Origin of the sequence: Bowmanella denitrificans (assembly GCF_002887595.1) — a bacterium.
GTDB classification, from domain to species: domain Bacteria; phylum Pseudomonadota; class Gammaproteobacteria; order Enterobacterales; family Alteromonadaceae; genus Bowmanella; species Bowmanella denitrificans.
In genome coordinates this window covers 1-26,972 of the sequence record NZ_PEBU01000022.1, presented here as the reverse complement: position 1 = coordinate 26,972, position 26,972 = coordinate 1, and the positions used below count along the sequence as shown (strand labels likewise).

Below are 26,972 nucleotides of genomic sequence, written 5' to 3'. Positions count from 1 at the left end.
ACAGCATGATCAGCTCGTCAATTGGTCTGACAAATCAAGTCGAGGTTGCTCAAATAATGTTCGTGATCTCACCCTGACAACAAAGTGCTTTAGGAGAGTAACTGTCAGATCAGGTCTGAGCTAGTACAAGTCAGCCGTATCACCCATTAATCGTTAACCCAATGAGAGCAGGGTTATAACTCCGTCACCTGACGGGTTTCAAGGTTGACACGAAATACCCGGCCCCGTTCGTTCTCAATACGCAGATGCAGCCTATCCGCTTCCAGCGCCATGCTTTTAAAAAACACATCCTGCACATCCCCTTCGCGCGTTGGGTCACGCCGGTTCTCGTACACCTTTATCACCCACAGCTGCTGGTCTTGCTCAAACGCCGCCAACAACCCGCCCATTTGTTCAAAGCCCGCCATTAAGCCATTTTTTACCTGCTCATAACGAATGCCGTCAACCACGATGGGCTCCACAACGGGGGCTGGAATACGGCTGGATGATTTTGCAGACATAGTATTTTCCAGAAAAGCTTCGGCGCCCTTAGCATGCAATGCGCAGACATCAGGGGTAAGCTTAATTGACATCAACTGTTTATTGTCTCTGATACTGGCCGACATCGGTTCCAGTTCAGAAAATTCTTCATAAGCGCTGAGCATGCCATCAATAAAGTCCTGATTGTCAGGCCAATGGTTTTTAACCCGTTCATTAACTGCAAATCCCAGAGTCCTGAACCGCTCCTTATCGTCTTCACTCACATCAAGCGCAAATTCCGCACAGCTCATCAGAAACACCATATGTCGCCCTTGCAATCCTAAATCAGGGTTTGCCGTTATTGTGGCAAGAAGAAGAGCGATAGTGGGCTTAGTCATCCTTTACTTCCTTGCTATTAAACAGCGCGCAGGAATAGAAATAGACAGTAAATAGTAAAAACTGGGTCGGAAAAAGACTAAAAACACAATAAGCGAGTACATATCCTAAGCATCTGCACTCAACCTTTTGCCTTTAACTTGTCAATCTCTCTGGCATAAGAAAGCAACATCCACAGTAACGCCAGCAGAAATACAACCGTAGGAGGAGTCACTATCCACTTCTCCATGTTGTCTATTTCATCGGACAACACATAGCTCACACTTTCGTAAATGGCGCTGAATAAAGACAATACAAAAACCCCAATCCAGAGCAGACCGGGACCATAGTATTTCCGATAGGCATAGCCGTAGGCAGCGGTAAGATAAAAGGCATCCGCAACAAAAAACAAGACCCAATCCCAAACATCCTGTCTAACCTTATCAGGGCTAACCCGCCATTCATAAAACAGCGTAACAAATCCCAAAAGCGTGGTTAGCACCACCAGACAAAACAACACTTTCCAGCCGGTTCTCATAACGTATTCCTAATGCCAAAATCCTTTGCCATATTGCCGTCCTTTACATCGGTAAAGTGGCAGAGATTGTCGGAGATATACTGGTAAGTAGTGCTAAGTTGTCTGGTAACCTCTTCAAGTACATCTTCCTGAATTTTTGCTTGTAGGTATGTATACGCAGATTGGCAGTCAATATAGCGATAATCCTCCAATTTACTTTGATCAACGGGAAATGCCTCTTTGACCAGTCTTAATGGCACATCTTTATAGACAATAACCCGAATATCTTCCTTTTGGGGCCTAGAGTCGCCATGAGATTGCCATTGCCACCATTGCATACCGATCAGTTCACTGGCAATCACCTGGGGACCAAAATCCTCGTAATCCAGTGCAATTAAGTTTGAGTGCGGCGATGATGTGCAAGCGAATAAAAAAGTCATGCAAGTGAAATAAACAAAGCGCTTCATATTGATTGCAACAGTTGGCAATAGAACAGTTTTCATGCTTAAATTTTATGCAACGGATACATAGCATGTCGACAAGGAGATGACATATGAGCCTGCCTACCTATTCCCCTGTTCATTTGCCTCAGCAAGCAAAAGAAAAGTTACCGGGTTACCAACATCCGCGACAAATTCAGCAGACAGATATCTACGTACAAAATACCGATGAATTTATACGTTTTTGGTTCGCCATAAAGCTGGCAGCTGGGCTGGCACAGTCACAAATAGAAGCGCAATTTGAAGACATGACTGCGCTGTCGGTTACCAAAGATATGCTGGAATCGGGTAGAAGCTACGGTAGTGCAGCAATGGACAGCAAGGTACTTTATGCGTTGGCCGCAGAAATGCAGCGTTCAGGCAATATTCTTGGCCAATACTATGTTGAACAACGCAACGGTAAGCAGTACGTCATTTTTAAAGGCCGTGCCGGACTGCGACAGGTCCTGACAGGAACGCGTTACCTTAGTACCCACAGTAAAGTAATAAAGTTTGCCGTAGGTTCACAAGGCCTGAAAAATATGGCAAAAGGCGGTTTCCTGGTAACAGTGATATTCTCTGTCTCGCTGCATAGCGTAGATTGGTTGTTCGAGCAGGAATATCGCTGGACTCATTGGCTAGGAAATATCAGCGCAGATATTGTTAAGGCTTCTGTTATCTGTGTGATTGGCTACTTAGCTATGGCTGCAGCTTCTGCTGTATTTACCGTCGCCATATTTCCTCTAGCAGCAGGAATCTTTGTCGCGATCGTTGCAGGGACAGTGATAGATAGTGTGGATGATGGAAGGCTTGCCGAACTACTCATCACAGGACTTCAAGAATTTGAAGCATATTTGTATTCAGCGGCGAAAAAAGTAAATGATGCCGTAGAGAAAACTCAAGACAAGCTGACAAGAAAGGCAGCAGAGATTGGATACTATGTGTTGTCGGGTGTTAAAGGCTGGACAAGAATGCAAGCTCAGGGTCTAGCTCGGCGAATTATTGAAGAATTAAAGAGAAAATATATTGGCTTCATCAAGTATTAACAGCGCTCACAAAAAGGTCATCTTTTTGTCAGCCTTTATGTCGTTGGCCTTGTTGATCACAGCCTTATCTTCCATCTATTTTTTTCAGGAATTTAGGCTTGAGCTAAACAACAACATCCACAGCGACCAGCCACTGATAGTACTGAATTATCTGGGTAGCGCATTACCCGCAGCGGGACTGGGCTTACTGGTACTGTCGATTGCCTTTGCCAATCAGGTCTATTTGCGCCTAACTAATAAACACGATCCCAAGAAACCAGATAAGCTGACCAGCTATTGCGGCTATGCCTTACTAATTTGCTTGATGGGGTTACTAATTAGCAGAAGCTATCTAAATAATTTGTGGGACAATCAGGCCAAACAGCAAGGCTACCAACCCTGCCCTTCTATAACCCTACTAAAAAGCTCACTCACCCGCACCGCCTGGGTCAAGGAAGAAAATCTCTGCTATGACCAGCAAATCTCTAAGATTCTGCGGCATGGGAATAAGCGAGAACTGGCGGAGATATGGGCTTACTTGAAGCAAAAGTGACGCTAAAAAAATCCAAGGATGACCACAAGTTCTACGCTTTCAGTGTTCAGAACAATGCATTAGCTATGGGTTCAAGATCTCTGACCCTTTGACCGGTTAAGTTTTCGAATAATCTTCCCTTCATCTCTTTCAGCGGAAAACATATTATACGCAACTCCTTTCAAAGAATCTTTAATTACGTCAGTTTCTTCTGACGTTGCAAGTATCACCTGTCCACCTTCGGCACAAATATTAGCAGCTGATTTCAATAGAGTGGTAAAGCTGAATTTATTAGCCTCCTGTTGACGTGGTTCATCAAATACAACTAATTTAGGGTGATTTGTTTCTATTTCATTGGAAACTACAAAGAGGCTAAGGAGATAGCTCCAAATAAGACGAATACCATCACTAGCCGACGTATCGAACCCGATATCGAATCCTTCTCTAGTAGGTAAATATGTTTCTCTAGAAATTTCTAACTTATCTGGACTGAAACTGGAAAATCCGTAGTCAACTAAGAGTTCCCTCAAGCTCACTTCTAACTTTTTGATTTTCTTCATATCCAAAGGAGATAAAACGCTCTCTGGCAAGTTTCGTCTTTGCTTTACTAAACTCGAATGTTTCCTAAAGATAGCGTCCAACTCAAGCCTAATATCAACCAATGAACCAATGGTCTCTTTGTACAGCTCTACTTTGTTCTCGAGCTTGATCTTCTTGCGAAGCTCTTCCTCTTTCAAAGTTGTTCCCGGATTTATCAACGAATCTTTAATTTTTCGCAATGAAATTCTCAGTTCAGACAAGGACGACTTAACGGTTGATAATTCTACAATTCTCTTCTTTTTCTGGAACTTGTAGCTTTCAATTACCCCCTTGAATGCTTTAATTTGTTGCTTAATGAACTCCAGGCTCTCATCAACACTCATAATCGCAGAAGAGGAATCCATATCTATCAAATTATCAGTGTAGTCCTGTCCGCATGTGGGGCATTGTTCTGTTTCTAGCTTGGCATTTTGATAAATGTTAAGTTCACCGACTTTTCTAAGATCTTCATACTTTCTTTTATCGTTTAGAAGATTGGATACTCTGATCTCAGCCGAAAAAACCTGCTGATTTAAAAAAGATATTTCACTATCAAGTTCAATGTACTTTGAATCATGAACTTTAATCTCAGATTCTATTTCATCAATTTTCTGTTGTAGCTCATTGTCTATCTGAGTATTTACAGATTCAATCTGACTGCTTTTTTGAAATTCAAAAAGATGTTTTTCAACCTCCTCCGCCAATACCTGAATTGAAATCCACCTATCGTCTTTCTTTATAGCAATGTCTACTTTGTATTGATCAAACTTTGCTTCTGGAACTTCCGTAACACCTCGTATTTGCCCAAATACTCTCGCAGCAAGCAACTCTGATTTTTTGTATGTCATCTTCCATGATTGTAAAGCTGCATCAATATCTACTTTTAGCTTTGCTCGTTTTTTTACTGTTTCGTTGACGTCTAAATTCAGAATAAACTCAAGCGCTCTTTTCTTAGCCTCTTTAACTTTCAGAAAAGTCGGTGTTGTATGCTGTATAGAAGACCAACCTTTTTTTTGCTCGACAAACCAAGTAGGGAAAAACACAGACGGATATAGTGGAACTTCTCTTCCGTCAAAATTTGGTACAAGAGGTAAATTCCAACCAATAAAAGAATCTAACCATTTGAAAAAACCAAGAGGGCGGGTGGTATCTCCTTCTCTGTGCAAAAACAACTTCTTATGATTGTGCATTTGTAAATCATCGATTTTTGAATCGTATTGATAAATTATATCATCTTCATCCGAACCGATAATTTGCCGCCTTAGCGTGCAAACCTCACCATCTTTATTCGAAATTTCTAGCATCACAGAAGATTTAATAACCAAATGTTCCGTTCCATCTTCACCTTCGAGAGCTTTAGTTAACGAAGGAGGGAAAGGTAATTTGGTCCCTCCTAATCCTAATGCCTTTTCCATACCAAGCGCATAAGCAATCGCATTGATACATGTAGATTTTCCATGTGAGTTTTCTAGTCTTAAAACAAACAATCCTTGACTAAATGGGATATCTACTCCGTAGTCTCCATCTTTCGTTTTAGCTACTATTTTCAACCTTGTTATAGCTAGTGTCATCTTTAAGCCACCTTGAAAATTCTTTCTACATTGGCTTCGGTCATATATTTTTTTATCGCCAACAGTCTTTTTCTTTCAATTTCTAACAGTGAGGCTTCATTTAGTTTTTCAAAAATCTTCATTCCTGCATCCGTTACTTCTAGCCTTCCATCAGTTTTGAGAAGGAACTTGTCCCCAATCATCAACTCTATTGCTCTATCCAATGCTGGTTCCATTCTGATATCAGGTCTCACTCCATTCGTATCCTTTGTCCAAAACAGGAACTCTTCAACATGGTCTTCACTCTTAACAACCCAGTTGGCAACGTGAAGCTTTTTAAGACTGCATTTGTTATTTTTCGCTAGTAAGCCAAAAACAATTAACATCAAAGATATTTTCCAAGTAGGCCTCAATTCACAGGGGATAAGTTGGTTTCTTCGTGTAAACGTAAACGGTTGGTCAAGTATCGTGTTAATATCCATTTAAAAATCCAAAGGGCATCTGATCAGCCAGTCGGCAATAACCCCCCATTTTATTTTCTCTAAATCCGTCCCTTTAAATGACTTTACTTCTTCCATAATGTTGTCATGAAGTTTTGCCATTTCATCTTTTATAACATCACCGGGTAAGGTTTCACCTGACTCCAAGACAAATCTACCTATTAAGCTATTTTCTCTGTGTTGGATGCAGTTGAAAACGGTCGAATATATGTCACCCCATTCCAGTTGCAGCATGTCCATAAGATTTTGATAATCTAAATACTTCTGAATAATAAAGGTCCGAATTAAAGAAATTCTATTCGCATCGCTTTCAATTTTTGGAAGTTTCATGTCGAGTTTTGAAAGAAACGCAGTATTTTCATAAATCCAAATTGCAGCTCCCTCGGCAGTCGTACTGCAAAAATCAAAGTTCATTTGGTAGGTTTCTTTTCTTAAAAATCCTACTTCTTTCGGGTAGTCTCTTTCTGTATGCACGAGTATTTCGAAGTCGTCACTAATGTAATCTATACCTAAATTTCTGACTTCAATTGATTTTTGCGCACAGAACTGAGTCAGAACCGCAGAATCGTTAGCGGACGTAGCCAGTATCCATCGAGTAATAACTAACTCGCCAAATAGCTTTGAAAGCTCATTAATGTTCTTTTCGGAAAATTTCTTAATGTCTGCGTTAATCTTTCGCCGCTGTGAATCAACAAGCTTGTTAACCTCTGTAACTTGTTCCGGCAGATAGCACTGAAAAACATGCCCCGTCAGCGTGTAGCATTCAATGCCAAAATCTCCAACATGCTTATCAGGAACATCTCGGTAGTTCGCTGGCTTATAATGTAACCTGACAATATCTTTAAAATAATTTTCCCAGTCTTTTGGGCTATTCTGAGGGTTTTTCAATTCCTAGCCTCTTTCTAACTCCCTAATTAACCCAGTCTAGTCACCTTATGTCACTTAGTAAATAGAAAAATGACTTTACTCGAATACACTAAGACACTGTTTTTTGACTTTTTTTATGATTATTGAGTTAGCTAAGTCCATTACTACATGCATCAACAAGAATGATGAATCATAGGTATCCCTAGGTTCCCTGGATCAAGGGGTCACCTTGATCATATCTTACTATTATAATCCAACAGCCTTTTTATAAGCTTCATTCAAATAACCGAAAGCAGAGTCCCCTTCGGACTTTCTTATCCTCAACCAGAAAATAGAAATCACTATTAATATTGACTGAGAAACAGAAGAAATAGAAGAGCTATCATAGCTCCCCCCAATAATTTCACGATATAAAAGAGAACCAACAGCAATTAAAAAAGCTAGAAAAATAAAAATATTATACGAACGAAATAAAGCTCTATCTCTACCATTTTCACAACTTTCTTTAGCATATTCATTATTTTTTATCACTTCCCAAATAGTCCAAAGAAGAAATATTGAAAAATAGACTATAGTCAGGTATTCAACAGGCATTTTGTACAAAATTATTGTGAATAAATATAACGGTAAAAGAACTACAGTAATATAGAATCTTGCCGCACTCTTAATAGGTTTTTTAGCTACTGATTTGTGGTAGCCAAACCAGCTAAGAAGTATGTTGGAGTAACCTGCAAAAACAATTAAAAACTCTGTTAAATTGTTTGGCATGATATTGACTAAACTATCTGACTTACACCAAGTAACGAATGTTTCATTTACAGCTGCAGCAATTACAATAGCGAACAATGGATCAATAAACTGTCCTGTTGATGAATCATAGACCTTTTCCACCACTTAATTCCTTCTATTTATTCTACATATTTCTCATTAGAAAAAATGTTACGGATCTTTTGTGCACTTCGCCTCTAACAGAATCATAAAAGCTGACTTTTTCAACATTTTCTATTTCGAATATTCCTTTCATCATTTTCCTGAAAGAGTTCTCTGTAAAATGCATTTTCCGTATTCCATTCGCACCATCCAAACTAATAAAGCCGTATTCAAAGTCGCTTTCTTTTCTCTGGAGATAATATTCATCATCAGCGTCCAAATGAATCTTCAGCATCTTCCCATCGGGTTTCAATACTCTCTTACATTCGGAGAGAATTTTTATTAATTCACTGCTATCCAAAATATGACAAAGACAATAAGAATCAATTAAAAAATCAAACTGATTATCATCAAATGGAAAACCTTCACAAAGATCTTGTTCAAAGAATCTAATATTTCCCTTTCCAGAAAAATACTTACGCGCTAGCATTAAAGCATTCTCTGAAAAATCAACTCCTGTAACATCATACCCATTCTCCGCTAAATAGAAAGAGTTTCTACCATTTCCACATCCGAGATCGAGTGCCTTTCCTGTTCTTTCATTCAAAAGTGGCAGTGCTGCTTGAATTGCGTGTGAAGGACTACGTCGATGTGATGATGGAATGGTTGCAGATATGCCATATTCAGCTTCCCATAGCTGCTTTTGTAGTTGCTTCTGGTACTGCGATGATTTCACTGAGATCCCTATTTTTGGAATGGAATCTGAGACTTCGGTCGGAAAGAGTTTACTCATTCTTCTACCCCTTTAGTACATAGTCTTATAAGAATCTATGAATTTTTGAATTTTTGAATTTTTGAATTTTTGAATTTTTGAATTTTTGAATTTTTGAATTTTTGAATTTTTGAATTTTTAATTTCCATATTAGCAAAGCAATTTAAATGGTTACGAAGATACAACGAATACTACTGTTTATAATAATGTATTCTTCCCAACAGCCAAGTACATTACCATCAATACCGAAATTGGAATGACCAACAATGCGATTTTAGTAAATGGTCCATGATAGAAGTCTATCCAGCGTTGGTCCCACTTTGTCATCGGCTGCCCCACATAAAGCTTTTTCGATGCCTGCGCAGTGAGCCAGTTGCCGAGTAAGATATCCACGACTTCCAGCGGTACGATAATCAACAGAACGATATAAAGTTTCTGCTGCAGCCAGTCGGTGTGAATGAAGCCGTATTGAAATGCCAGGGTAAATCCACTGGCCAGCAGCACAGCAAAAGCGACATGTTCGATCACTATGGTAAAGAAGAAGACTTTACTGACCTTGGCAGCAATGGGATTACTAAGGTCGGCGATTTTCTCCACGGCCTTAAGCACCAACCAGGCCCCAAAGGCTGGGCCCAACCAGAAGATCAAAGCGCCAATATGTAACAGTTTTAACAACGAATAGTCCATTATCGCTGCAACACCTTATGAGCAAAGATCAGCATCCACATGGTGCTTAACACCATGCTAGTAGCGGTAAATAGTTCTGCCGCCTGCATAGCGTTTAAGGCAATAGAGAAGGACAACATTAGTCCCAATACCCACGCTGTTATACCCCAAATGGCTACCCATGAACGAATCAGGCCTTCCTGAATGGCAATCAGCGTCAGTAGCATGCCACCCAAGTTATATAAACCGTTGCCTAGGAAGCCGGTTAAATGAGTAGCTATCACTTCCAACGCTGACAATGTTTCCAAACTGGTGTTGCTATGAATAAGATTAGGGATTACAAAGGCATACAGCACTTCGGCACTGAGATCCGGCACTATACCCATGGCCACAAAGGCCAGCCCAAGGTTACGAAACAATGAAGGTTTGAGGTTATCAGCCAGAATTGCGCAAAAAGTGAAAAGTCCCAGGGCACAGAGCATCCAAATACACCAGGAAAACTGCCAAATTACCTGATGCTCAACGATGAAAGTCATTCTCTCTGACAATGTATTGTCAACAGGCAGACCACCTCGCATAGGACCATTCATCAGTAAACAGGCAACGACGATAATTCCGGCAATCAGATGAACCAGGTAGAACTTCATCCTGTTATTGTTATTCGTCTGCTCCATGGCCTTCGGCTTCCTGTAAAACGTCCGCTGATATAGCCGCATCCTACAGTCTGTCATTGACTAAGGAAACTGTTTGATCTGGGATAAAAGGGTCCGAATCAAAGGGCCAGAGCTGCCGAAACATCCAGCCCCCAAGCGGCCCAAGCCGCTTTCCCACCGCTTAAAAATTCCCGGTCGGTTCAGGGAGAACTTTTTGAATAGGACCGGCAAGCTAAAAACAACACGTCATACAGAACAGGAAAGTTAGGAACCTTCTGCCTTGCGACAGTAACCTTCCTCATCAATACTGTGGTTCAGAATTAGAGAGAATTAAAAATGGAATGGCGAGAACTAAACTGCATAATCGAAGCATTGGAAGCCCTTATTGAAAAGTATAACTCTCAACTAGATTCCAATGAGCTTGATGAAGATGATCATTCAGATATCACAAATGACAAAGCATACGCCGAAATACTTTTGAGTCATTATCAGCAAAATAAAAGCGAGTTTTAGATTGTCTTTCGGGCACCACAAATAGCCAATCATCTTACAAGATGGTGGATATCCTGAAATCAGAATGCAGCCTTTGCCAGTGCGCCCTAAGCAATACTTTTTGGGACTCCACCATAGGTAAGTCATTCAGCATGGTTGGCCAGTTGTCTCTTGCCGCTTCGAGCGTGTCCTTCAGGTGTACCCTGACAGCGGGCCAGGGGATACCTGTTCGCTTTGCCCAGGTCTCGAAAGACGCCATACTCATCTGGTACCAATTCTTGTTCTTAGCCATGTTCAGTGCCACCTCTTGCTCGTTGGCCACATAAGGCGAGGTAAAAACGATATCGTAGGCAGGTGACAGTAGAGGATTAGCCCTGTCTTGATATATCACAGACCAGTTTTTCAAATGCGCATCTCCATTAGCCAGCAGAATATTGATCAGTAATCTTCTGGCCATTTGCTGGATATCTTTAAGACCCTGTGGACTGTAGTGATAGAGCGCGTCAGCTATCTGCTCATAATTATGCTTTCCATACTTGTCTCGCGAGTACAGTTGAAAGACCTGAGCAAAGTCTTCAGTATGAACACGCTGGCCATTTTGCCGGTCAAAACGTTTTATGGCATAGGCCTGACTTTCCTGAGGTAGTGGTATGTCAGGCAAGTTTGTAAGCTGGGTGAGGTCAACAAGCATAATTTCGGGGATAACAATCCCTGCAGCCTGAGCCAGGCGCATCGCCGTATACTCATTGAGCGGAACATGCTTGTGAATAACGGAAGGGGTTTTAATAATCCAGCTTTCATTATTGGTCAGAAACAGCTTGGCACCGTTAGCATCTAATCCAATATTGAATCCGCCATGCGCTTGCCTGGATGCTGAAAACTTCATCTGTACACCGGCCAGCGAGAAACTGTGCTGTGCAGACGGGTCAACCTCGACTTGCACCGCTTCGACCTGCTCCCGGTGATCAAGCGCCCAGATCGGTACCTGACCAGCAGGAATGGCTTCGGCTGTTAAGCCTCCAGGCAAGTTATGGCGGGTATGTACCAAAAGGGGAAACTCATCCTCATCGTGGACTTTAAGCTGGAATGTTAACCATGCTCTAAGCGCTCCTTCAGGAAGTAAGTTGGAAAGCACTGGCGGTAGCCTTTGCGCGCAGATCAGGGGCTTTGACAGGTAACCTTCGTTGAGCAACTGCGTTAATGTCAATGTATGGCGATGTGCTTTGGGCAGGGTCACATAATCCGGAGAGAACACAAGAATATTCTTGCCGCCGGAGTAGTGAGTCAATACACCCACTTGCTGATCTGCTAACAGCAACCTGAGCCCGGCAACTTCCTCTTTTCTCTTCATTATCGCCATCAGAGGTCAATCCTCCAGGTGCTTATGCCGATTCGTCCAAAGACTCTCTTGTTCCGCCATTGAATCAGCGTCAGAGTGTTTAACCGTCAGCCCGGACTCAACAATGGCTAACTCCAGATCCAAGCCCGCCAAAATACGCAACAGCGTGGAGACTTTCAGATCCTGCCCCGCTTCTACCCGCTGATATTGCTGCTGTGACATACCGATAAGCATGCGCATGTCTTTCTGCGACAGGTTGCGTTTCTTACGCTCAGCGATAAGCCGCTCAGCAATAGCGTTATTCGTCTTCATAAAAACAACTTTAATTGTGTATCCTCAAGATAATACAACCTAAATGTAGTTTTAAACACAATTTACTACTTTTATATTGTTATATGACAAAAAAACAATACGAATATTTGTTTTATGGATGACCACGAACTACACGAAAAGGCACGAACTGGCCTCTGGCCGATTCTCGCTGTGACGCCGGGCCGCAGAGAAGCTCGCTGACGTATTTACTGCTTTCAATTACTTTGGCTTCTCAGCAACTCCGCCAGAAAGGTTTTCTCGTGGTGCAACGATTTAAATACTTGAAGAGGCTGAATAAACCTGGTCAGGAGCCAGATTGAACAGCTTTAGCTGGAGGCAGGACGCTCGAAAGGAACTGGCGCGCAATGGACCGCGCGTCATATAAGACAAGGAGGTCCCGTATCCAAAATTATTTCTCTACCACGAAGATAAGAAGAACACGAAGATAAGAAGAACACGAAGATAAGAAGAACACGAAGAGTGGACGATCTCTATAACCCTTCGTGCACTTCGTGTCCTTTGTGGTGAATAACTGTATCTAGCGCGCCAAAAGCAGCGTGTTATAAAAAACAAGGATGTTGTAGATACAAAAAAAGGGCCATCAGGCCCTTTTTCAACTATTCAGCGTTGTCCGCCAACTTACCGATAAGTATCAGTAGCAGGGCAAGAACACACCAAATTACGGTCACCGAATACGTCGTCGATACGGTTTACGCTTGGCCAGAACTTGTTGCGGCGCACGGCATCTACCGGATAGGCCGCTTCGGTGCGGCTGTAAGCACGGGTCCACTCGTCGTCACAGATATCCGCCAGGGTGTGCGGGGCATTGTGCAGCGGATTGTCGGTGTCGTTCCACGCACCGCTTTCTACCTTGGCGATCTCTTCACGGATGCTGATCATGGCATCACAGAAGCGGTCCAGCTCGGCCTTGGCTTCGGATTCGGTGGGCTCGATCATCAGCGTACCGGCTACCGGGAAGCTCATGGTCGGCGCGTGGAAGCCGTAGTCGTTCAAACGCTTGGCCACGTCCATTTCGGTCACGCCTGAGGCTTCCTTAAGCGGACGCATATCGATAATACATTCGTGCGCCACACGGTCGTTACGGCCTTTGTACAGCACCGGATAATGGCCGGACAAACGCTTGGCCACGTAGTTGGCGTTCAGAATCGCCATGGCGGTGGCTTTAGCCAGCCCTTCGCCGCCCATCATCTTAATGTACATATAGCTGATTGGCAGAATAGACGCGCTGCCCCATGGCGCGGCAGATACGGCACCGTTAGTTGGCTGCGTACCGCTGATTGCCATCACCGGGTGGCTGGGCAGGAATGGCGCCAGGTGCGATTTCACACCGATTGGGCCCATACCGGGGCCGCCGCCGCCGTGTGGAATACAGAAGGTTTTGTGCAGGTTCAGGTGCGATACGTCAGAACCGATATAGCCGGGGCTGGTCAGGCCAACCTGGGCGTTCATATTGGCGCCGTCCAGGTATACCTGGCCACCGTGCTGGTGCACGATATCGCAAATCTCGCGAATGGTTTCTTCGTATACACCGTGGGTAGAAGGGTACGTCACCATAATACAGGCCAGGTTATCGGCGCTTTCTTCGGCCTTGGCTTTCAGGTCGGCCAGGTCAACGTTACCGTTCTTGTCACAGTCAACCACCACCACCTTGTAACCAATCATCTGCGCAGACGCCGGGTTGGTACCGTGGGCAGAGCTTGGAATTAAACAGATATTGCGGTGACCTTCGTCGCGGCTTTCGTGGTAGCGACGAATGGCAATCAAACCGGCGTATTCACCCTGGGCACCTGAGTTAGGCTGCATGGAGATATTGTCGTAACCGGTAATTTCCACCAGCGCATCGCCCAGCTCGTTGATCATTTGCTGGTAGCCCTGCGCCTGATCCAGCGGCGCGAAGGGGTGCATTCTGCCAAACTCAGGCCAGGTCACCGGGATCATCTCGGCAGTGGCGTTCAGCTTCATGGTACAGCTGCCCAGTGAAATCATTGAGTGGTTCAGGGCCAGATCTTTGTCTTCCAGCGACTTGATGTAACGCAGCATTTCGGTTTCGCTGTGATACTTGTTGAACACTTCGTGGGTCAAAATCTCGCTGGTACGCAGCAGGTTGGCCGGAATTGAGGCCGAGCCGCTGGCGGTGATTTGCGCATCCAGTACGTCGATATCCAAGCCGTGACCGGTGCATAAGAAGACATCGAACAGGCTGTTGATATCGTCACGGGTGGTGGTTTCATCCAGGCTCACACCCAGCGCGCCGCCTAAGTCGGTACGCAGGTTACGTTCGGACGCGATAGCACGGGCCACAACCTCGTCTTTATTGCTGACCTTAACCGTGATGGTGTCAAACCAGGTGTCGTTGACCAGTTCCAGGCCTTTGGCTTGCAAACCGGCGGCCAGAATATCGGCCAAACGGTGAATACGGCTGGCAATGGTTTTCAGGCCTTTTGGTCCGTGATACACAGCGTAGAAAGAGGCCATATTGGCCAGCAGCACCTGCGCAGTACAGATGTTGGAGTTAGCCTTTTCACGGCGGATATGCTGTTCACGGGTTTGCAGCGCCATACGCAGAGCAGGTTTACCACGGGTATCCTGCGACACACCGATAATACGGCCAGGCAGTGAACGCTTATGCTCGTCACGAGTGGCGAAGAAGGCCGCGTGCGGGCCGCCGTAACCCATTGGTACACCAAAACGCTGGGCACTGCCCAGAACCGCATCGGCGCCCATTTCGCCAGGGGATTTCAGCAGCACCAGGCTCATAATATCGGCCGCCACCGACACAATGGCCTTGTTGCCTTGCAAGGTAGCAATCAGAGATTCCAGATCGCTGATGGCACCCGTGGTGCCAGGGTATTGCAGCAGCGCACCAAATACATCGTGATTAGGGGCGTCAGCCGCCGGGGCCACGATAATGTCAAAACCAAACATCTCGGCGCGGGTTTTTACCACGTCGATGGTTTGTGGGTGCACATCATCGGCAATAAAGAACAGGTTGGCTTTTTTGTTTTTGGAAACCCGCTTGGCCAGGGCCATGGCTTCGGCCGCGGCGGTGCCTTCATCCAACAAAGAGGCAGAGGCCAGTTGCAAACCGGTCAGGTCCAGGGTCATTTGCTGGAAGTTCAGCAGCGCCTGCAGGCGGCCCTGGGCAATCTCGGGCTGGTAAGGCGTATAGGCCGTGTACCAACCGGGGTTTTCCATCACGTTACGCAGAATCACATTGGGGGTCAGGGTGTCGTGATAGCCCATACCAATGTGGCTGCGGAAAATCTTGTTTTTACTGGCTACGGCTTTTAGCGCCGTCAGGGCTTCGACTTCTGTCTGACTCTCACCCAGATTCAATGGCTTAGGTAAGCGAATGGCCGCGGGTACCGTCTGTTCAATCAGGTCATCCAGGCTGCTGGCGCCTACCACGTCCAGCATGGCAGCGGTTTCTGCCTGGCCGGGGCCGATATGGCGACGGACAAAATCCTGCTTCTGTTCAAGTTGCGACAGGGAGAGGTTGGTGTCAGACATAATGCTTGGTATCTCGATTAGGGAAGTTGCAAAAGCAAACCCCGGGAAAACCCAGGGCGCTTAACGGAAAAAGGCCGGCACCTGGTCGGCGCGGCCTTTCAATATTTGTTACTCTTCGTCAATGCTGTTTTCGTAACCTTCGGCGTCCAGCAGCTCAGCCAGCTCGCTCTCGTCGTCGGCTTTGATGCGGAACATCCAGCCGTCGCCGTAAGGGTCAGAGTTGACCAGCTCAGGGGAGTCTTCCAGCTCTTCGTTTACCGCCAGGATCTCACCACTGATAGGGGCATATACATCGGATGCCGCTTTAACAGATTCAGCTACGGCTACGTCGTCGCCGGCGCTGACATTGCTGCCTACTTCAGGCAGTTCAACAAACACCATGTCACCCAGAAGTTCCTGGGCGTGTTCGCTAATACCTACGGTGTATACGCCGTTACCTTCGGGGCGCACCCATTCGTGAGACGCGGCATAACGCAATTCGGCAGGGATGTTGCTCATTGTATTTCCTCTAATACTTGTGACGTTTTTAGTGTTCTACTTTTTTGCCGTTACGGACAAAGCTGGGTTTAACCACTCTTACTGTAACCCACTTTTTGCGCATTTCCACCTCGGCTGTATCCCTTACGCTGGAAGGCACACGGGCCATTGCAATGCTGTAACCCAGGGTCGGTGAAAAGGTACCAGAAGTGATCACCCCTTCGCCACCTTCCACCTTAACGGTCAGGCCAGCACGCAGTACGCCTTTTTCTTCCATCACCAGGCCAACCAGCTTGTCTTTACCGCTGCGGTTGTATTCTTCCAGTGCCTTACGGCCCATAAAGTCACGCTCTTCCGGCAACCAGCTGATGGTCCAGCCCATATTGGCGGCCAGCGGCGAAATGGTTTCATCCATATCCTGGCCGTACAGGTTCATACCCGCTTCCAGACGCAGGGTGTCGCGCGCGCCCAAACCACAAGGCTGAATGCCCAGATCCAGCAGCTTTTGCCAGAAGTCACAGGCCTGCTCGGCCGGTACCATCACTTCATAACCGGCTTCACCGGTGTAGCCAGTGGTGGCAATAAACAGTTCGCCACTTTGTACGCCAAAGAATGGCTTCATACCTTCCACGGCGGCTTTTTGCTCGGCGCTGAACAGCTCGGCGGCCTTGGCTTTGGCATTGGGACCCTGAATGGCGATCATAGCCAGGTTGGGCTGTTCGATAATCTGGATATCAAAGCCGTCGGCAACTTTGTTTAACCAGTTAATGTCTTTTTCACGGGTGGCCGAGTTCACTACCAGGCGGTAATCGTCGTCTGCGAAGAAGTACACGATCAAGTCGTCTACCACGCCGCCCGCTTCGTTCAGCATACCGCTGTACAGTGCTTTGCCTTTGTCCTTCAACTTTTCCACGTCGTTGGCCAGCAGATAACGCAAATAGGCTTTGGCCTGCGGACCTTTGATATCAACAATGGTCATATGCGACACGTCAAACATACCGGCATCACGACGAACGGCGTGGTGCTCTTCAATTTGGGAGCCATAGTTAATGGGCATTTCCCAGCCGTGGAAATCCACCATTTTGGCGCCGGCTTCAAGGTGTTTGGGGTGCAGCACAGTCTTGTTGGTCATGGCTTTGGCACTCTTGTGAGGTTCAAAAAAAGTGGCCTGATTATAGGAGCTTCACCACAAGGCAACAAATTGGAAATCCAAATGGATACATTAAGAATTATTATGTATTATCCATACATCATTTAAGAAGCTGATTTAAATAAAACCGCAGAGTCGCAGAGCACACAGAGAACTGCATTAAGAGTGAGAGTCACAAACTGTGCAATTGAATTACCTAAAAGCTGGCACTTTGCATACTCTGCAATTTTCTGCGTGCTCTGCGGTGAAGAAATTCTGCTATGAAACAACTGTCACTGGATAATTTACGCGCCTTTGTCACTGTGGTGGAAATGGGCGGCTATGCCAAGGCCGGGGATTTTCTTGGCCGCTCGCAGCCCGCCATCAGCCTGCAGATCAAGCGTTTGGAAGAACAGCTCGGGCGCAAGCTCTTTACTCGTCAGGGCCAGCGCCAGCAGGTGAACAGCGACGGTATGCAGTTGTACCAGCAAGCGGTGCAGATGCTGGCGATCAACGATGAACTGTTTCGCCAGTTTGAGCAAACCCAGCTCACCGGCCAGTTGCGCCTGGGCCTGCCCAGCGAGTTCGCCACCAGCCTGCTGCCTGCCATTATCGGTGACTTTAACAAGGCCTACCCGGATGTGACCCTGGAAGTCACCTGCGACTTAAGCAAGTCGCTGCTGGACAAAGAGCGTCGTCGCCAGTTTGATTTGATTCTGGCACTGGACGATATGCCCCACCCCAACCAGCCGGAAACCGTGCTGCAAGATGAACTGGTGTGGGTCGCCAACCCGCAATACCGGCCTGCAGACGATAAAGTGGCGCTGGTGGTGGCACCCAGTGGCTGCATTTACCGGCGACGCGCGCTTGATCGCCTGCAAGCTGCTAATCAGCCCTGGCGCATTAGCTATACCAATGCCGATATCGGCGGTATTACTGCGGCGCTTAAAGAAGGCTTGGGGGTTACCGTGCTGGCCAAAAGTACCCTGCCAACCGATTTAACCCTGATTAAACATCGCAGTCTGCCGTCGCTTGGCCTGGTGGGGATTAACCTGTTTATCCAGTCCAACAAGCATCCTCAGGCCAGCCATAAACTGGCTGAGTTTATTCGCTCCAGGTTAAGTTACCTGGCTGCCTGAATCAGTTAGCGGTGGCAGCGGCACTATCACCTGAATAACAAATACTTACCACGCGACGACATAAACAACTTTGCAACCCGGTCGAAGATGATTTAGCTTTTAACATCAATAACCTGTCTTTGTTTGGGAAAGCATGACGCGGCGCCAACGGAATTTGTTGTTTAAGGGAGTCTGCCTTCCCTTGTTGTTTCTGGTGCATACTGCTAACGCCCGGCAAACTGCCCCCCCTGACCCTTTCGCTTTGTCTTTTGAAGAACTGCTGGACGTGGAAGTGGTGACCTCCAGTCGCAGGCTGCAGGCGTTATCACAAGCACCGGGGGTACTGTCGGTGGTCAGCCGCGAGCAGATCAAGGCTTATGGCGCTACCAGTTTGGTTGAAGCGCTGGAGCTTGCCCCAGGGGTACTGGGCACCGGCACTTATATGTTTCCGGTGAACAGCCTGAGTATTCGTGGCGATCAGCCAGGCCAGTACAATACCCATGTGCTTATTCTGCTTGACGGTCAGCCCGTTCGCGAAACCCAGAATGGCGGTGCCGATCTGGCTATTCTGCGCGCCATGCCGCTTGGTGGGATTAAACAACTTGAGATTATTCGTGGTCCGGGCTCGGTGCAATATGGCACCAATGCCTTTAGCGGAGTGGTGAACATTGTTACCGACCCCGGTGTTGGCAGCCAGGGTATCACCGCCGCCCTTGGCTCAGGAGGCAGGCAAATGCTAAGCCTCAGTCAGGGCATTGAACGCCAGTCAGCCTGGGCCACGGTTAACCTGCGTTTTTTTAACGACAGACATAATCCTTATCGTGCTCAGGATGAGACCAACCAGGGCTTTGTGCGAGATTTTGACCAGCAGAACCTGGGCATGCGCCTGGCGGGTGGTTGGGGTGACTGGCAGTTCAGCTATTTATATACCGACAGCCATTCTGGCCATGGCGGCACCTTACCTATTGCCAGTCTGTTTACTGAACAGGCCAGCATTGAAGCCACCCGGCAATGGCTGAGCCTTTCCACTCAACAGAATCTGTGGCAAGGCCAACTGAGTATGGCGCTCACCTATAACGCGATGCACAATCACTATACTAACCCCGGTCCGCAGCCCAGCTATATGGACGCACACGACTGGCAATGGGATGTGCGCTGGCAACGCGATTTAAGTGCCGACACCACCCTGACACTGGGCATTGAGCTGCAGCGTAATAAGGGGGATTCCGCCGGTGACCATGCACAAAGCGGCCATATTCAGATAATTCCTGCCTATCAGGACAATCAGCAACGCGCCTTCAGCGAAATTGCCCATCAATTTAACCAACGCTTGTCGCTGGTGGCCGGTTTACAACTAAATAAAGCCGAGCATGGCGACAGCCATCTTTCCAGCCGGGTGTCTGCCAATTACCAATGGCAAAATGGTTGGTTGGCAAAAATTCAGTATGCCGAAGCTTATCGCGCCCCCTCGATGCTGGAGCAAGGCATTGCCCTGCCTGGTGTGGTGCTGGGTAATAGGGCTCTGCAGCCGGAAACCACCGACACCTGGGACGCTCAACTGGCATACAACAGCGCTAGTTTCTACAGCGCCGTGAGTCTGTTTTACAGTCACAACCAGGATTTAATTATTCGCCGTGCCCAACCAGGGCAGACCGCCAGCTACTTTAACTTTGGTGAACAACGCATTAAAGGGCTGGAGTGGGAAAGTCGCTGGCAACCCGCCGACAGCAATATGCGCCTGGAGCTGTCCTGGACATACCAGCAGAACCAGGCTCCCGGCGTGAATACTGACAATGCCAGCAGCATGCCCCGGCATTTGTTGAAACTTGGCTGGATCCAAACCCTGGGGCACAATCTGCAGCTTGGCGTGCATATGCAACATGTGCGTGGCTGGCAAAACCCACCCGGCACCTTGCCTTACAATCCGCTGACCAATCCTCAGACCGGCGTCAATGCCCACCTGAATTATCATGTCAACGCCTGCCTGTCCTTATGGCTGGATGTTGATAATGTGTTCGATCAAAGCCGCTGGCAACCGGAAGTAACGCGGCGGGTAGTGAATACCTGGCCTTACCTGGAGCAGCAGCGCCAGCTGACCGCCGGCATTGACTGGCGGTTCTAACCGGCTCCCTTTCGCTTTATTGGTCTTCCGTGCTGTTATCTCTGACACTTACTTATTGCCAAAATAGTACAGTTGAACTATTTTATTAGTACAACTGTACTATTTATTATGATCAGGAAGACAAACATGGCGTTGAATTACTTTGCAGACGATCAGGGTGGAAATCGCAGGCAACGCGTTTTACAAGGCATTACCGGTTTTCTGAGTGACAATACCCCTAAACTGGCGTTATGGCTTGGCCGCCAGTTACTGCTGCGGCCTTATGGCAAGCGCACCCGCCACTTTGAACAAGTCACCCCGTCGGCGGAACTGGATATCGACACCAGGCAAGGCATGGCAAAAGTGCATCTGTTTGGCCACAGTGGCCCATGGATTGTCACCAGTCACGGCTGGGCAGATAACAGCCGCTGTTTTGAACCCCTGATTCAGACCTTGCTGCAACAAGGCTACAGCGTGGCTGCTATTGATCATGTGGCGCATGGACGTGCAACTGGCAAGCAGGCGCATTTACTGGCCTTTATTGAAGCCACCGAAAAACTGCTGGCCCACTTTCAGCAAAACCATCAGGCTGTATCTGCCATTATTGCCCATTCCATGGGCGGGCTGGCCAGCCTGAATCTGCAACCTCAGTACCTGAAAGATACCAAGTTGATCCTGATTGCCATGCCTATCCGCTTGTTTGAGCTAATGTTTGTACAAGTGGAACGTATGGGTATTTCCGCCAAGATGCTGTCGCTGGTGCTGGAACATATCTCTGGCCAGTATCAAACCCAATGGCAGCAACTGCAGTACCAGCATCACCTGCATAAATACCGTGATCGCCTTTATCTGATTCATGATACCGACGATAAATTCGCGCCTTTCAATCACATTGAAGATGTGAGCCGCGAACAGGGTATGCCGTTGTACCGCACGCAAAACCTTGGTCATAACAAATTGTTGAGAGATACTGGGGTTATTCAGCAGATTTCGTCCATTCTAGTAGGCACATGAATAAAGGCGAGCGCACCCGACAGGCCATATTGGAAGCCGGGTTTAAACACAGCAGTAAATTCGGCTTGGCCGATATCACCATAGGCACATTGTCCAAGCAGTGCAATTTGTCGCGAACTGGCGTGATTTCACACTTTAAAGACAAGGAAGCCATGCAACTGGCGATCCTTGCCTATATTGAGGAACAGTTTAAACAGCAGGTACTAGTGCCAACCCGCCGAGACGACCCCATCGAGCGAATTGAAGCGCTGATGCTGACCTGGATGAATTGGGCTGACAAGGTAATGGGTGAAACCGGTATGGGCTGCCCGCTGATTAAAGCGGCGGTGGAATACCAGAATCGCCCGCAAAGTCCGGTCCGGCGTTTTGCCCTGGAGCAGCAGGCCAGATTGCTGGAATACCTGCGCAGACAAGTGGTCAAGGCCGCTGCACAACTCCCGTCCAATATCGCTGCCGATACCCTGGCCTATGAACTGTACAGCCTGTATCTTGGCCATATTCTGCTGCGGGATTGTATGAATAAAGAGCAGGCCGCAGGGCTTTATCAGCAAAGCCTGGCCCGCCTTATTCATCGCTCAGCATGAACCAGCTAAGCCGCTAACGTTTAGCGGCCAGCTTCCAGACAATATAGCCACAGGCCACCAGCGCCAGCAAGTAGCAGTAAAATACATAAGGAATAATTTCTACCGGCGAGATGGCAAAGCTGGCACCTAACAGCAGCGCCTGCGCACCGTATGGGATCAGCCCCTGCACAATACAGGCAAAGATATCCAGTAAACTGGCGCTGCGTTTCGGGTCAATTTCGCCATGTTCGGCCAGCTTGCGCGCCGCTTCGCCCACCACGATAATCGACACCGAGTTATTGGCAATACACAGGTTGCTAAGCGCAATCAGCGCCGCAATGGCAAAACTGTGACTGGCCTGGGCATGGCGGGACAACTTTTGCGACAACGCATGCAACTTGCCAACCAGATAATCCAACCCGCCCTGGGAGCGCATCAAACCGGACAAGCCGCCGATCAGAATGCTGAGCATAAAGATTTCCTGCATAGAGGTAAAACCGGCGTAAATGTCCTTACCCAGTTGGTTCAGTGCATAATCAGCCTGCCACAAGCCCATCAATGCACTGCATACAATCCCCAATACCAGCACCACAAAAACGTTGACCCCGGATACAGCCAGCACCAGGATCAGCAAATAAGGAATGGCCAGCCAGGGGTTGCCCTGTTCCACCGTAACAGGTTCGGGCTGCGGGCTGATCCAGGCGTATAACAGCAAGGTCACAATGGCTGCTGGCAAGGCCATTTTCAGATTTTCGACAAACTTATCGCGCATCTGGCAGCCCTGAGTGCGGGTAGCGGCGATGGTGGTATCAGAAATAATCGACAGGTTGTCACCGAATATCGCGCCACTCATCAGCACGCCCGCCATCAGCGCCGGCTCAATACCGGTCACTTGCGACATGCCCATGCCAATAGGTGCCATCGCAGCAAGGGTGCCCATGGACGTCCCCATGGACGTCGACACAAAAGCCCCGAGCAGAAACAACCCAGGCAACAGGAATTGGGCCGGGATCAGGTTGACTCCAAGGGCCACGGTGGCATCCACTCCACCCGTGGCTTTCGCCACCGCCGAGAAACCACCGGCCAGCAAAAATATCATGCACATGGTCATAATATCCTGATGTCCGGCGCCATCAGTAAACTGGGCAATAGTGCGATTCAGTGAATCTTTGGATAGCCAGACCGCCAACAATACCGCAGGCAATACAGCGACAGGAGCCGGCAGTTGATAAAAGGCAAACTCCACTCCTTGCGCCTGGTAGTAAAAACCAGCCCCCAGAAACAGCAGCAGAAACAGGCCAAGCGGCAGCAATGCATACTTGCCGCGAGCCGATACGGAATTAAGGTCAGACAACTGCTTTCACCATAAAGACGTTTAGACGTCTAAAAGTGTAAATAGTCACTCCCGGCCAAACAAGCTTTATTTTCTCGGGCAACGATCTGCGCTACCCTTCGCTCTCTTTAAAACTGCGAGTCTGCCATGCAAGTCCTGCATACCGAACGAATGCTTATGCGCCCGTTGAGATTAGAAGATGCACAGGCGCTAAACCGCCTCAACAGCGACCAACAGGTTATGCGCCATATTGGCCCGCTGCAAACCAGTGTGGCATTGACGCGCCAGTATCTTAAAGACAGTCCGTTACGTGATTATCAGTTATATGGCTATGGTCGCCATGCCCTGGTCCACCAAGCCAATAATGAATTTATTGGCTTTTGCGGTCTGAAATTTCTGCCGGATTTCAATGAGGTGGATATTGGTTACCGCCTGCTGCCAAGCTATTGGGGGCAAGGCCTGGCATTTGAAGCCGCACAGGCAGCCATGCAATTTGGTAAGGAACAATTAGGACTTAAACGTATTATCGGCATGGCCATGCCAGACAACCAGGCCTCGATTCGACTGCTGCAGAAACTGGGCATGCAGTATGAAAAACAGGTGACCCATCTGGGCACTGAATGTGTTTACTACGCTATTGAGTATTAAAACGTGCGCTCATTGCAGACAGGTTTGCTCAAACCAAGCCCTGGTAGACTACCCTATCGCGGCCTGGCGACGGGCCAGTGCTACAGGGCTGACCCGCACCCAATAGAACAAATACATAATAGCCAACTTGGTTACTGCGCTGACACAGGCCAGCAGCAGTAATGGCCAGCCATCAGCGAATCCCATACTGAGTGCGAAGGCAATGGTGGAGATATCCATCAGCAAAATAAACTGGCTCATGCGAATATGAAAAAGAAGAATAAAATTTCTTCAAACTAAAGCAGGAGATCTTGCCCTTTATAACGCGAGGTTAGTGGAATGATTGTTCCACAACAGTTTGATTATATGTTTTCTGAAATTAATATTATGTGGTTATAAGCAGAGCTGGCAGAATGTACAAAGTGCAATAGAAAACTAAGACCAGATGCAATACTTCCCTTTATTTGTTGATACCCACAGCTTGCCCGTACTGGTGGTAGGTGCCGGAGAAGTGGCCACCCGCAAGATAGAGCTGCTGCTGCGCACCCATTGCCAGGTGCATGTGGTGGCACCTGAAGTCAGCCCCTCGGTGATGACCCTGGCGCAGCGCGGTAAACTGACCTTATCAGTACGCCCCTATCAAACAAGTGATCTGAATGATGCCCATCTGGTGTTTGTTGCTACCAATGATGCGATGCTCAACCAGCAAATCAGTGAGGAGGCCAAAGCCCAGAAGCTGTTGGTTAATGTGGTTGATGCGCCGGATTTATGCGGTTTTATTACGCCGTCTATTATTGACCGTTCGCCACTGCTGATCGCCATGAGTAGCGGCGGCGCTGCGCCGGTCCTGCTGCGTTATTTGCGTCAGAAGCTGGAAGCCTTTTTACCCCGGCGCATCAGTGGCCTGGCCCAGTTTGCCGACAGCTTTCGCGAACAGGTTAAGCAGCGTTTCAGCAATGTCACCCAGCGGCGCTATTTCTGGGAAGAGGTCTTTGACGGCGATATTGCCGAGCAGGTGTTAAAAGGTAACCCCTTACAAGCCAGGGAAATGATGCAAGCCAAGCTGCAGAATGATGCGCCAAAAGCACAAGGAGAAGTGTATCTGGTAGGTGCTGGCCCCGGCGACCCTGAGCTTCTGACTTTCCGTGCCCTGCGCCTAATGCAAAAGGCCGATCTGGTGGTATATGACCGGTTAGTTTCGCAGGACATTCTGGATATGGTGCGGCGCGACGCCGAGAAAGTGTATGTAGGTAAAGCGGCCAGCAACCATACTCTGCCACAAGAGGACATCAACCAGTTATTGGTCCGCGAAGCCAAAGCCGGTAAACGTGTAGTGCGTTTGAAAGGCGGTGATCCCTTTATATTTGGTCGCGGCGGTGAAGAAATAGAAGTATTGCTGGAACACAATATCGGCTTTGAAGTGGTGCCCGGTATCACTGCGGCCAGTGGCGCATCAAGCTACGCAGGTATTCCACTGACGCACCGGGATCACGCACAGTCCGTGGTATTTGCTACCGGCCATTTAAAAGACGATAGCATCAATCTGGATTGGCCGGCCTTGGTACAAAAACGCCAGACCCTGGTGTTTTATATGGGACTGACGGGGCTGCCGGTTATCTGCCGGGAACTGATTGCCCATGGTATGCCGTCTGATATGCCCATAGCTTTGGTGGAGCAAGCCACCACTGAGCAGCAGCAGGTGGTTACCGGCACTCTGGCCGACATTCAGGACAAAGCAGCGCATATCAAGCCCCCTGCACTAATCATTGTTGGCACTGTGGTGACCTTAAGAGATAAACTCAACTGGTTTAAACCACAAGGTAATGCCGATGCAGACAAGGAGCAGCCTGGCTCTTGACCAGCTACACCTGCCCTATCAGGGGCGCCCTACCAAACGCAAGGACAGCACTGAACGCCGCAACGCCATACTCAATGCAGCCCTGACCGTGATGGTCAGGGACGGAATTCGTGAAGTTCGCCACCGGTCCGTCGCCAAAGAAGCGGGCGTGCCATTGTCTGCCACCACCTACTACTTCGATACTATCGAGTGCCTGATCCACGATGCATTTGTGCACTTCACCGAAAAAAACGCCAGCCATGTGCAACTGTTGGAGCGCAGCGCCTGGATCGCGCTGGAGGAATTTAACCGTCACGGTGACAAGCGCAAATTGAAGCAGGACTTACTGCGTTTTCTGGTCTCCCATATTGAAAATCAGGTACAGGACAAGGATGCCAGGATACTGGAATGGTCATTCCGTCAGGAAGCACTGCGTAACCCTAAGCTGACCGAGCTTTACCAACAACCGCAGGTAATGATGACCCGCGCCATCCAACATTTCTTTGCCGGGCTGGGTAAGGAACAGGCCATTGAAAGAGCGCAAATTCTGCTGGGCACCTTGTATCATCTTGAGTATCAACTACTTAGCAGCCCGAGTTCGACAATGCAGATTGATCAGGTAAAGTCGGTACTGAATACCTTGCTGGAAGGACCGTTATTTGGGCTGACCAGTGGCGGGATTGACAGATAAAGCGGAGTAAACCCATTATGCTAAAACAACTTACCTTGGCGAGTGCTTTGCTGTTCAGCTTGGTAGCCTGTAGCCCCAATGAAGTCGGCGATGTGTCGCTGGGGGTGTTTACCACCAAAGATATTAAGCTGGATGCCTTTACGGATCCTGTTGTGACTGGCGTCACCTGTCATGTGTCCAGTATTGAAGCCAATCTGGATTTTTCCGACCCATCCGACAGCGCGATTGCCTGTCGGCAAACCGGCCCGATTACCGCTGCCATGATTGCGCAAATCGACAAGAGTAAGTCCGGTGAGGTGTTATTCAGTAAGTCCAAAAGCATCTTCTTTAAATCCATGAAGATTCGCCGCATCTTTGACCCCGAGCATCAGACCCTGATGTATGTGTCCTACTCCACCAAAGAAACCTCAGGTAGCTTTAAACATAGCCTGTCTACTGTGCCATTGTGGGGAACTGAGGCTTATTCCAAAGTGGGCAGCTAGCCGTTGGCAGTTGGCAGTTGGCAGTTGGCAGTTGGCAGTTGGCAGTTGGCAGTTGGCAGTTGGCAGTTGGCAGTTGGCAGTT

At 47.8% G+C, this 26,972-nt stretch carries 28 protein-coding genes; 11 read left to right on the top strand and 17 right to left on the bottom strand.

Annotated features, from left to right (window positions below):
- Positions 1 to 173 precede the first annotated feature (173 nt).
- The 3 genes from CSR04_RS24075 to CSR04_RS24065 all read right to left on the bottom strand — a co-directional run bounded on the left by CSR04_RS24075 (position 174) and on the right by CSR04_RS24065 (position 1,854).
- Entirely contained in the window at positions 174 to 857 is a 684-nt protein-coding gene (locus CSR04_RS24075; RefSeq protein WP_146027245.1) for a hypothetical protein, read from the bottom strand.
- 119 nt (positions 858 to 976) lie between these two features.
- On the bottom strand, positions 977 to 1,372 hold the full coding sequence (locus CSR04_RS24070) for a hypothetical protein (RefSeq protein ID WP_102798910.1): 396 nt from the start codon (positions 1,370 to 1,372) through the stop codon (positions 977 to 979).
- Positions 1,369 to 1,854 (bottom strand): hypothetical protein, encoded by a 486-nt coding sequence (locus tag CSR04_RS24065; RefSeq protein WP_146027244.1) that lies wholly within the window; start codon positions 1,852 to 1,854, stop codon positions 1,369 to 1,371. Before CSR04_RS24065 ends, CSR04_RS24070 begins: the two co-directional genes overlap by 4 nt.
- A gap of 50 nt (positions 1,855 to 1,904) precedes the next feature.
- Here CSR04_RS24065 and CSR04_RS24060 point away from each other — a divergent pair, with 50 nt between their 5' ends.
- Together CSR04_RS24060 and CSR04_RS24055 are read left to right on the top strand one after the other, a co-directional pair.
- Positions 1,905 to 2,876: a hypothetical protein gene (locus CSR04_RS24060; protein WP_102798908.1), complete on the top strand. Its 972-nt coding sequence runs from the start codon at positions 1,905 to 1,907 to the stop codon at positions 2,874 to 2,876.
- A 25-nt stretch (positions 2,877 to 2,901) separates the two neighbouring features.
- Positions 2,902 to 3,408 (top strand): hypothetical protein, encoded by a 507-nt coding sequence (locus CSR04_RS24055; protein WP_172449478.1) that lies wholly within the window; start codon positions 2,902 to 2,904, stop codon positions 3,406 to 3,408.
- Positions 3,409 to 3,479: 71 nt separating this feature from the next.
- Here the strand turns inward: CSR04_RS24055 and CSR04_RS24050 are convergent, their stop codons facing one another.
- From CSR04_RS24050 to CSR04_RS24020, 7 genes are all read right to left on the bottom strand, one after another.
- On the bottom strand, positions 3,480 to 5,537 hold the full coding sequence (locus tag CSR04_RS24050; RefSeq protein WP_102798906.1) for a coiled-coil domain-containing protein: 2,058 nt from the start codon (positions 5,535 to 5,537) through the stop codon (positions 3,480 to 3,482).
- A gap of 2 nt (positions 5,538 to 5,539) precedes the next feature.
- Complete coding sequence (locus CSR04_RS24045) at positions 5,540 to 5,998, bottom strand: hypothetical protein (RefSeq protein WP_102798905.1); 459 nt, start codon at positions 5,996 to 5,998, stop codon at positions 5,540 to 5,542.
- Positions 5,999 to 6,904 carry a hypothetical protein gene (locus CSR04_RS24040; protein ID WP_102798904.1) on the bottom strand — a complete coding sequence of 302 codons (906 nt, stop codon included), beginning with the start codon at positions 6,902 to 6,904 and terminating at the stop codon, positions 5,999 to 6,001.
- A gap of 225 nt (positions 6,905 to 7,129) precedes the next feature.
- Positions 7,130 to 7,774, bottom strand: a complete 645-nt coding sequence (locus CSR04_RS24035) for a hypothetical protein (RefSeq protein ID WP_102798903.1) — start codon at positions 7,772 to 7,774, stop codon at positions 7,130 to 7,132.
- A 22-nt stretch (positions 7,775 to 7,796) separates the two neighbouring features.
- Positions 7,797 to 8,546 (bottom strand): class I SAM-dependent methyltransferase, encoded by a 750-nt coding sequence (locus tag CSR04_RS24030; RefSeq protein ID WP_102798902.1) that lies wholly within the window; start codon positions 8,544 to 8,546, stop codon positions 7,797 to 7,799.
- Between the two features lie 177 nt (positions 8,547 to 8,723).
- Entirely contained in the window at positions 8,724 to 9,200 is a 477-nt protein-coding gene (locus tag CSR04_RS24025) for a DUF2269 domain-containing protein (protein WP_245921881.1), read from the bottom strand.
- An 11-nt stretch (positions 9,201 to 9,211) separates the two neighbouring features.
- Complete coding sequence (locus CSR04_RS24020; RefSeq protein ID WP_102798900.1) at positions 9,212 to 9,865, bottom strand: hypothetical protein; 654 nt, start codon at positions 9,863 to 9,865, stop codon at positions 9,212 to 9,214.
- Positions 9,866 to 10,180: 315 nt separating this feature from the next.
- On the opposite strand from CSR04_RS24020, the gene CSR04_RS25060 reads away from it, so the two are divergent.
- Positions 10,181 to 10,357 (top strand): hypothetical protein, encoded by a 177-nt coding sequence (locus CSR04_RS25060; protein ID WP_172449477.1) that lies wholly within the window; start codon positions 10,181 to 10,183, stop codon positions 10,355 to 10,357.
- 34 nt (positions 10,358 to 10,391) lie between these two features.
- On the opposite strand, the gene CSR04_RS24015 is transcribed toward CSR04_RS25060, so the two are convergent.
- The 5 genes from CSR04_RS24015 to gcvT all read right to left on the bottom strand — a co-directional run bounded on the left by CSR04_RS24015 (position 10,392) and on the right by gcvT (position 17,127).
- A complete protein-coding gene (locus tag CSR04_RS24015; protein WP_102798899.1) occupies positions 10,392 to 11,687 on the bottom strand; it encodes a type II toxin-antitoxin system HipA family toxin in 1,296 nt (431 codons plus the stop codon).
- A gap of 15 nt (positions 11,688 to 11,702) precedes the next feature.
- On the bottom strand, positions 11,703 to 11,987 hold the full coding sequence (locus CSR04_RS24010) for a helix-turn-helix domain-containing protein (protein ID WP_102798898.1): 285 nt from the start codon (positions 11,985 to 11,987) through the stop codon (positions 11,703 to 11,705).
- A 639-nt stretch (positions 11,988 to 12,626) separates the two neighbouring features.
- Positions 12,627 to 15,518, bottom strand: a complete 2,892-nt coding sequence (gene gcvP / locus CSR04_RS24005) for an aminomethyl-transferring glycine dehydrogenase (protein WP_102798897.1) — start codon at positions 15,516 to 15,518, stop codon at positions 12,627 to 12,629.
- Between the two features lie 108 nt (positions 15,519 to 15,626).
- Positions 15,627 to 16,016 (bottom strand): glycine cleavage system protein GcvH, encoded by a 390-nt coding sequence (gcvH, locus tag CSR04_RS24000; protein WP_102798896.1) that lies wholly within the window; start codon positions 16,014 to 16,016, stop codon positions 15,627 to 15,629.
- Between the two features lie 28 nt (positions 16,017 to 16,044).
- Entirely contained in the window at positions 16,045 to 17,127 is a 1,083-nt protein-coding gene (gene gcvT, locus CSR04_RS23995) for a glycine cleavage system aminomethyltransferase GcvT (protein WP_102798895.1), read from the bottom strand.
- Positions 17,128 to 17,405: 278 nt separating this feature from the next.
- Between gcvT and CSR04_RS23990 the strand changes: the two genes are divergently transcribed.
- From CSR04_RS23990 to CSR04_RS23975, 4 genes are all read left to right on the top strand, one after another.
- Positions 17,406 to 18,263 carry a LysR family transcriptional regulator gene (locus CSR04_RS23990; protein ID WP_102798894.1) on the top strand — a complete coding sequence of 286 codons (858 nt, stop codon included), beginning with the start codon at positions 17,406 to 17,408 and terminating at the stop codon, positions 18,261 to 18,263.
- Positions 18,264 to 18,444: 181 nt separating this feature from the next.
- The gene (locus CSR04_RS23985; protein WP_216362625.1) at positions 18,445 to 20,364 is read left to right on the top strand and encodes a TonB-dependent receptor plug domain-containing protein; all 1,920 of its coding nucleotides are present in this window, start codon (positions 18,445 to 18,447) and stop codon (positions 20,362 to 20,364) included.
- A 126-nt stretch (positions 20,365 to 20,490) separates the two neighbouring features.
- Positions 20,491 to 21,357, top strand: a complete 867-nt coding sequence (locus CSR04_RS23980) for an alpha/beta hydrolase (protein WP_172449476.1) — start codon at positions 20,491 to 20,493, stop codon at positions 21,355 to 21,357.
- Positions 21,354 to 21,941 (top strand): TetR/AcrR family transcriptional regulator, encoded by a 588-nt coding sequence (locus tag CSR04_RS23975; RefSeq protein WP_102798891.1) that lies wholly within the window; start codon positions 21,354 to 21,356, stop codon positions 21,939 to 21,941. The genes CSR04_RS23980 and CSR04_RS23975 overlap by 4 nt, the downstream gene beginning before the upstream one ends.
- 13 nt (positions 21,942 to 21,954) lie before the next feature.
- Here the strand turns inward: CSR04_RS23975 and CSR04_RS23970 are convergent, their stop codons facing one another.
- Complete coding sequence (locus CSR04_RS23970; protein WP_102798890.1) at positions 21,955 to 23,274, bottom strand: Na+/H+ antiporter NhaC family protein; 1,320 nt, start codon at positions 23,272 to 23,274, stop codon at positions 21,955 to 21,957.
- 126 nt (positions 23,275 to 23,400) lie between these two features.
- Between CSR04_RS23970 and CSR04_RS23965 the strand changes: the two genes are divergently transcribed.
- The gene (locus tag CSR04_RS23965) at positions 23,401 to 23,901 is read left to right on the top strand and encodes a GNAT family N-acetyltransferase (protein WP_102798889.1); all 501 of its coding nucleotides are present in this window, start codon (positions 23,401 to 23,403) and stop codon (positions 23,899 to 23,901) included.
- A 48-nt stretch (positions 23,902 to 23,949) separates the two neighbouring features.
- Here the strand turns inward: CSR04_RS23965 and CSR04_RS23960 are convergent, their stop codons facing one another.
- Positions 23,950 to 24,141 (bottom strand): hypothetical protein, encoded by a 192-nt coding sequence (locus CSR04_RS23960; RefSeq protein WP_245921878.1) that lies wholly within the window; start codon positions 24,139 to 24,141, stop codon positions 23,950 to 23,952.
- A 184-nt stretch (positions 24,142 to 24,325) separates the two neighbouring features.
- On the opposite strand from CSR04_RS23960, the gene cysG reads away from it, so the two are divergent.
- Genes cysG through CSR04_RS23945 form a run of 3 tightly spaced genes read left to right on the top strand, consistent with a single transcriptional unit; the run spans position 24,326 to position 26,890 of the window.
- Positions 24,326 to 25,738 (top strand): siroheme synthase CysG, encoded by a 1,413-nt coding sequence (cysG, locus tag CSR04_RS23955; RefSeq protein WP_102798888.1) that lies wholly within the window; start codon positions 24,326 to 24,328, stop codon positions 25,736 to 25,738.
- On the top strand, positions 25,710 to 26,408 hold the full coding sequence (locus CSR04_RS23950; RefSeq protein WP_102798887.1) for a TetR/AcrR family transcriptional regulator: 699 nt from the start codon (positions 25,710 to 25,712) through the stop codon (positions 26,406 to 26,408). The genes cysG and CSR04_RS23950 overlap by 29 nt, the downstream gene beginning before the upstream one ends.
- A 17-nt stretch (positions 26,409 to 26,425) precedes the next feature.
- A complete protein-coding gene (locus CSR04_RS23945) occupies positions 26,426 to 26,890 on the top strand; it encodes a CreA family protein (RefSeq protein WP_102798886.1) in 465 nt (154 codons plus the stop codon).
- Positions 26,891 to 26,972 lie beyond the last annotated feature (82 nt).

Bases quoted from the DNA above. Each gene is read 5' to 3' on its own strand.
- gcvP (WP_102798897.1), bottom strand. From the start codon at position 15,518: ATGTCTGACACCAACCTCTCCCTGTCGCAACTTGAACAGAAGCAGGAT.
- CSR04_RS24060 (WP_102798908.1), top strand. From the start codon at position 1,905: ATGAGCCTGCCTACCTATTCCCCTGTTCATTTGCCTCAGCAAGCAAAA.
- CSR04_RS23960 (WP_245921878.1), bottom strand. From the start codon at position 24,141: ATGAGCCAGTTTATTTTGCTGATGGATATCTCCACCATTGCCTTCGCA.
- gcvT (WP_102798895.1), bottom strand. From the start codon at position 17,127: ATGACCAACAAGACTGTGCTGCACCCCAAACACCTTGAAGCCGGCGCC.
- cysG (WP_102798888.1), top strand. From the start codon at position 24,326: ATGCAATACTTCCCTTTATTTGTTGATACCCACAGCTTGCCCGTACTG.
- CSR04_RS25060 (WP_172449477.1), top strand. From the start codon at position 10,181: ATGGAATGGCGAGAACTAAACTGCATAATCGAAGCATTGGAAGCCCTT.
- CSR04_RS24050 (WP_102798906.1), bottom strand. From the start codon at position 5,537: ATGACACTAGCTATAACAAGGTTGAAAATAGTAGCTAAAACGAAAGAT.
- gcvH (WP_102798896.1), bottom strand. From the start codon at position 16,016: ATGAGCAACATCCCTGCCGAATTGCGTTATGCCGCGTCTCACGAATGG.
- CSR04_RS24020 (WP_102798900.1), bottom strand. From the start codon at position 9,865: ATGGAGCAGACGAATAACAATAACAGGATGAAGTTCTACCTGGTTCAT.
- CSR04_RS24015 (WP_102798899.1), bottom strand. From the start codon at position 11,687: ATGAAGAGAAAAGAGGAAGTTGCCGGGCTCAGGTTGCTGTTAGCAGAT.
- CSR04_RS23980 (WP_172449476.1), top strand. From the start codon at position 20,491: ATGGCGTTGAATTACTTTGCAGACGATCAGGGTGGAAATCGCAGGCAA.
- CSR04_RS24045 (WP_102798905.1), bottom strand. From the start codon at position 5,998: ATGGATATTAACACGATACTTGACCAACCGTTTACGTTTACACGAAGA.
- CSR04_RS24075 (WP_146027245.1), bottom strand. From the start codon at position 857: ATGACTAAGCCCACTATCGCTCTTCTTCTTGCCACAATAACGGCAAAC.
- CSR04_RS23945 (WP_102798886.1), top strand. From the start codon at position 26,426: ATGCTAAAACAACTTACCTTGGCGAGTGCTTTGCTGTTCAGCTTGGTA.
- CSR04_RS23965 (WP_102798889.1), top strand. From the start codon at position 23,401: ATGCAAGTCCTGCATACCGAACGAATGCTTATGCGCCCGTTGAGATTA.
- CSR04_RS23990 (WP_102798894.1), top strand. From the start codon at position 17,406: ATGAAACAACTGTCACTGGATAATTTACGCGCCTTTGTCACTGTGGTG.
- CSR04_RS24070 (WP_102798910.1), bottom strand. From the start codon at position 1,372: ATGAGAACCGGCTGGAAAGTGTTGTTTTGTCTGGTGGTGCTAACCACG.
- CSR04_RS24030 (WP_102798902.1), bottom strand. From the start codon at position 8,546: ATGAGTAAACTCTTTCCGACCGAAGTCTCAGATTCCATTCCAAAAATA.
- CSR04_RS23950 (WP_102798887.1), top strand. From the start codon at position 25,710: ATGCAGACAAGGAGCAGCCTGGCTCTTGACCAGCTACACCTGCCCTAT.
- CSR04_RS24010 (WP_102798898.1), bottom strand. From the start codon at position 11,987: ATGAAGACGAATAACGCTATTGCTGAGCGGCTTATCGCTGAGCGTAAG.
- CSR04_RS23975 (WP_102798891.1), top strand. From the start codon at position 21,354: ATGAATAAAGGCGAGCGCACCCGACAGGCCATATTGGAAGCCGGGTTT.
- CSR04_RS24065 (WP_146027244.1), bottom strand. From the start codon at position 1,854: ATGAAAACTGTTCTATTGCCAACTGTTGCAATCAATATGAAGCGCTTT.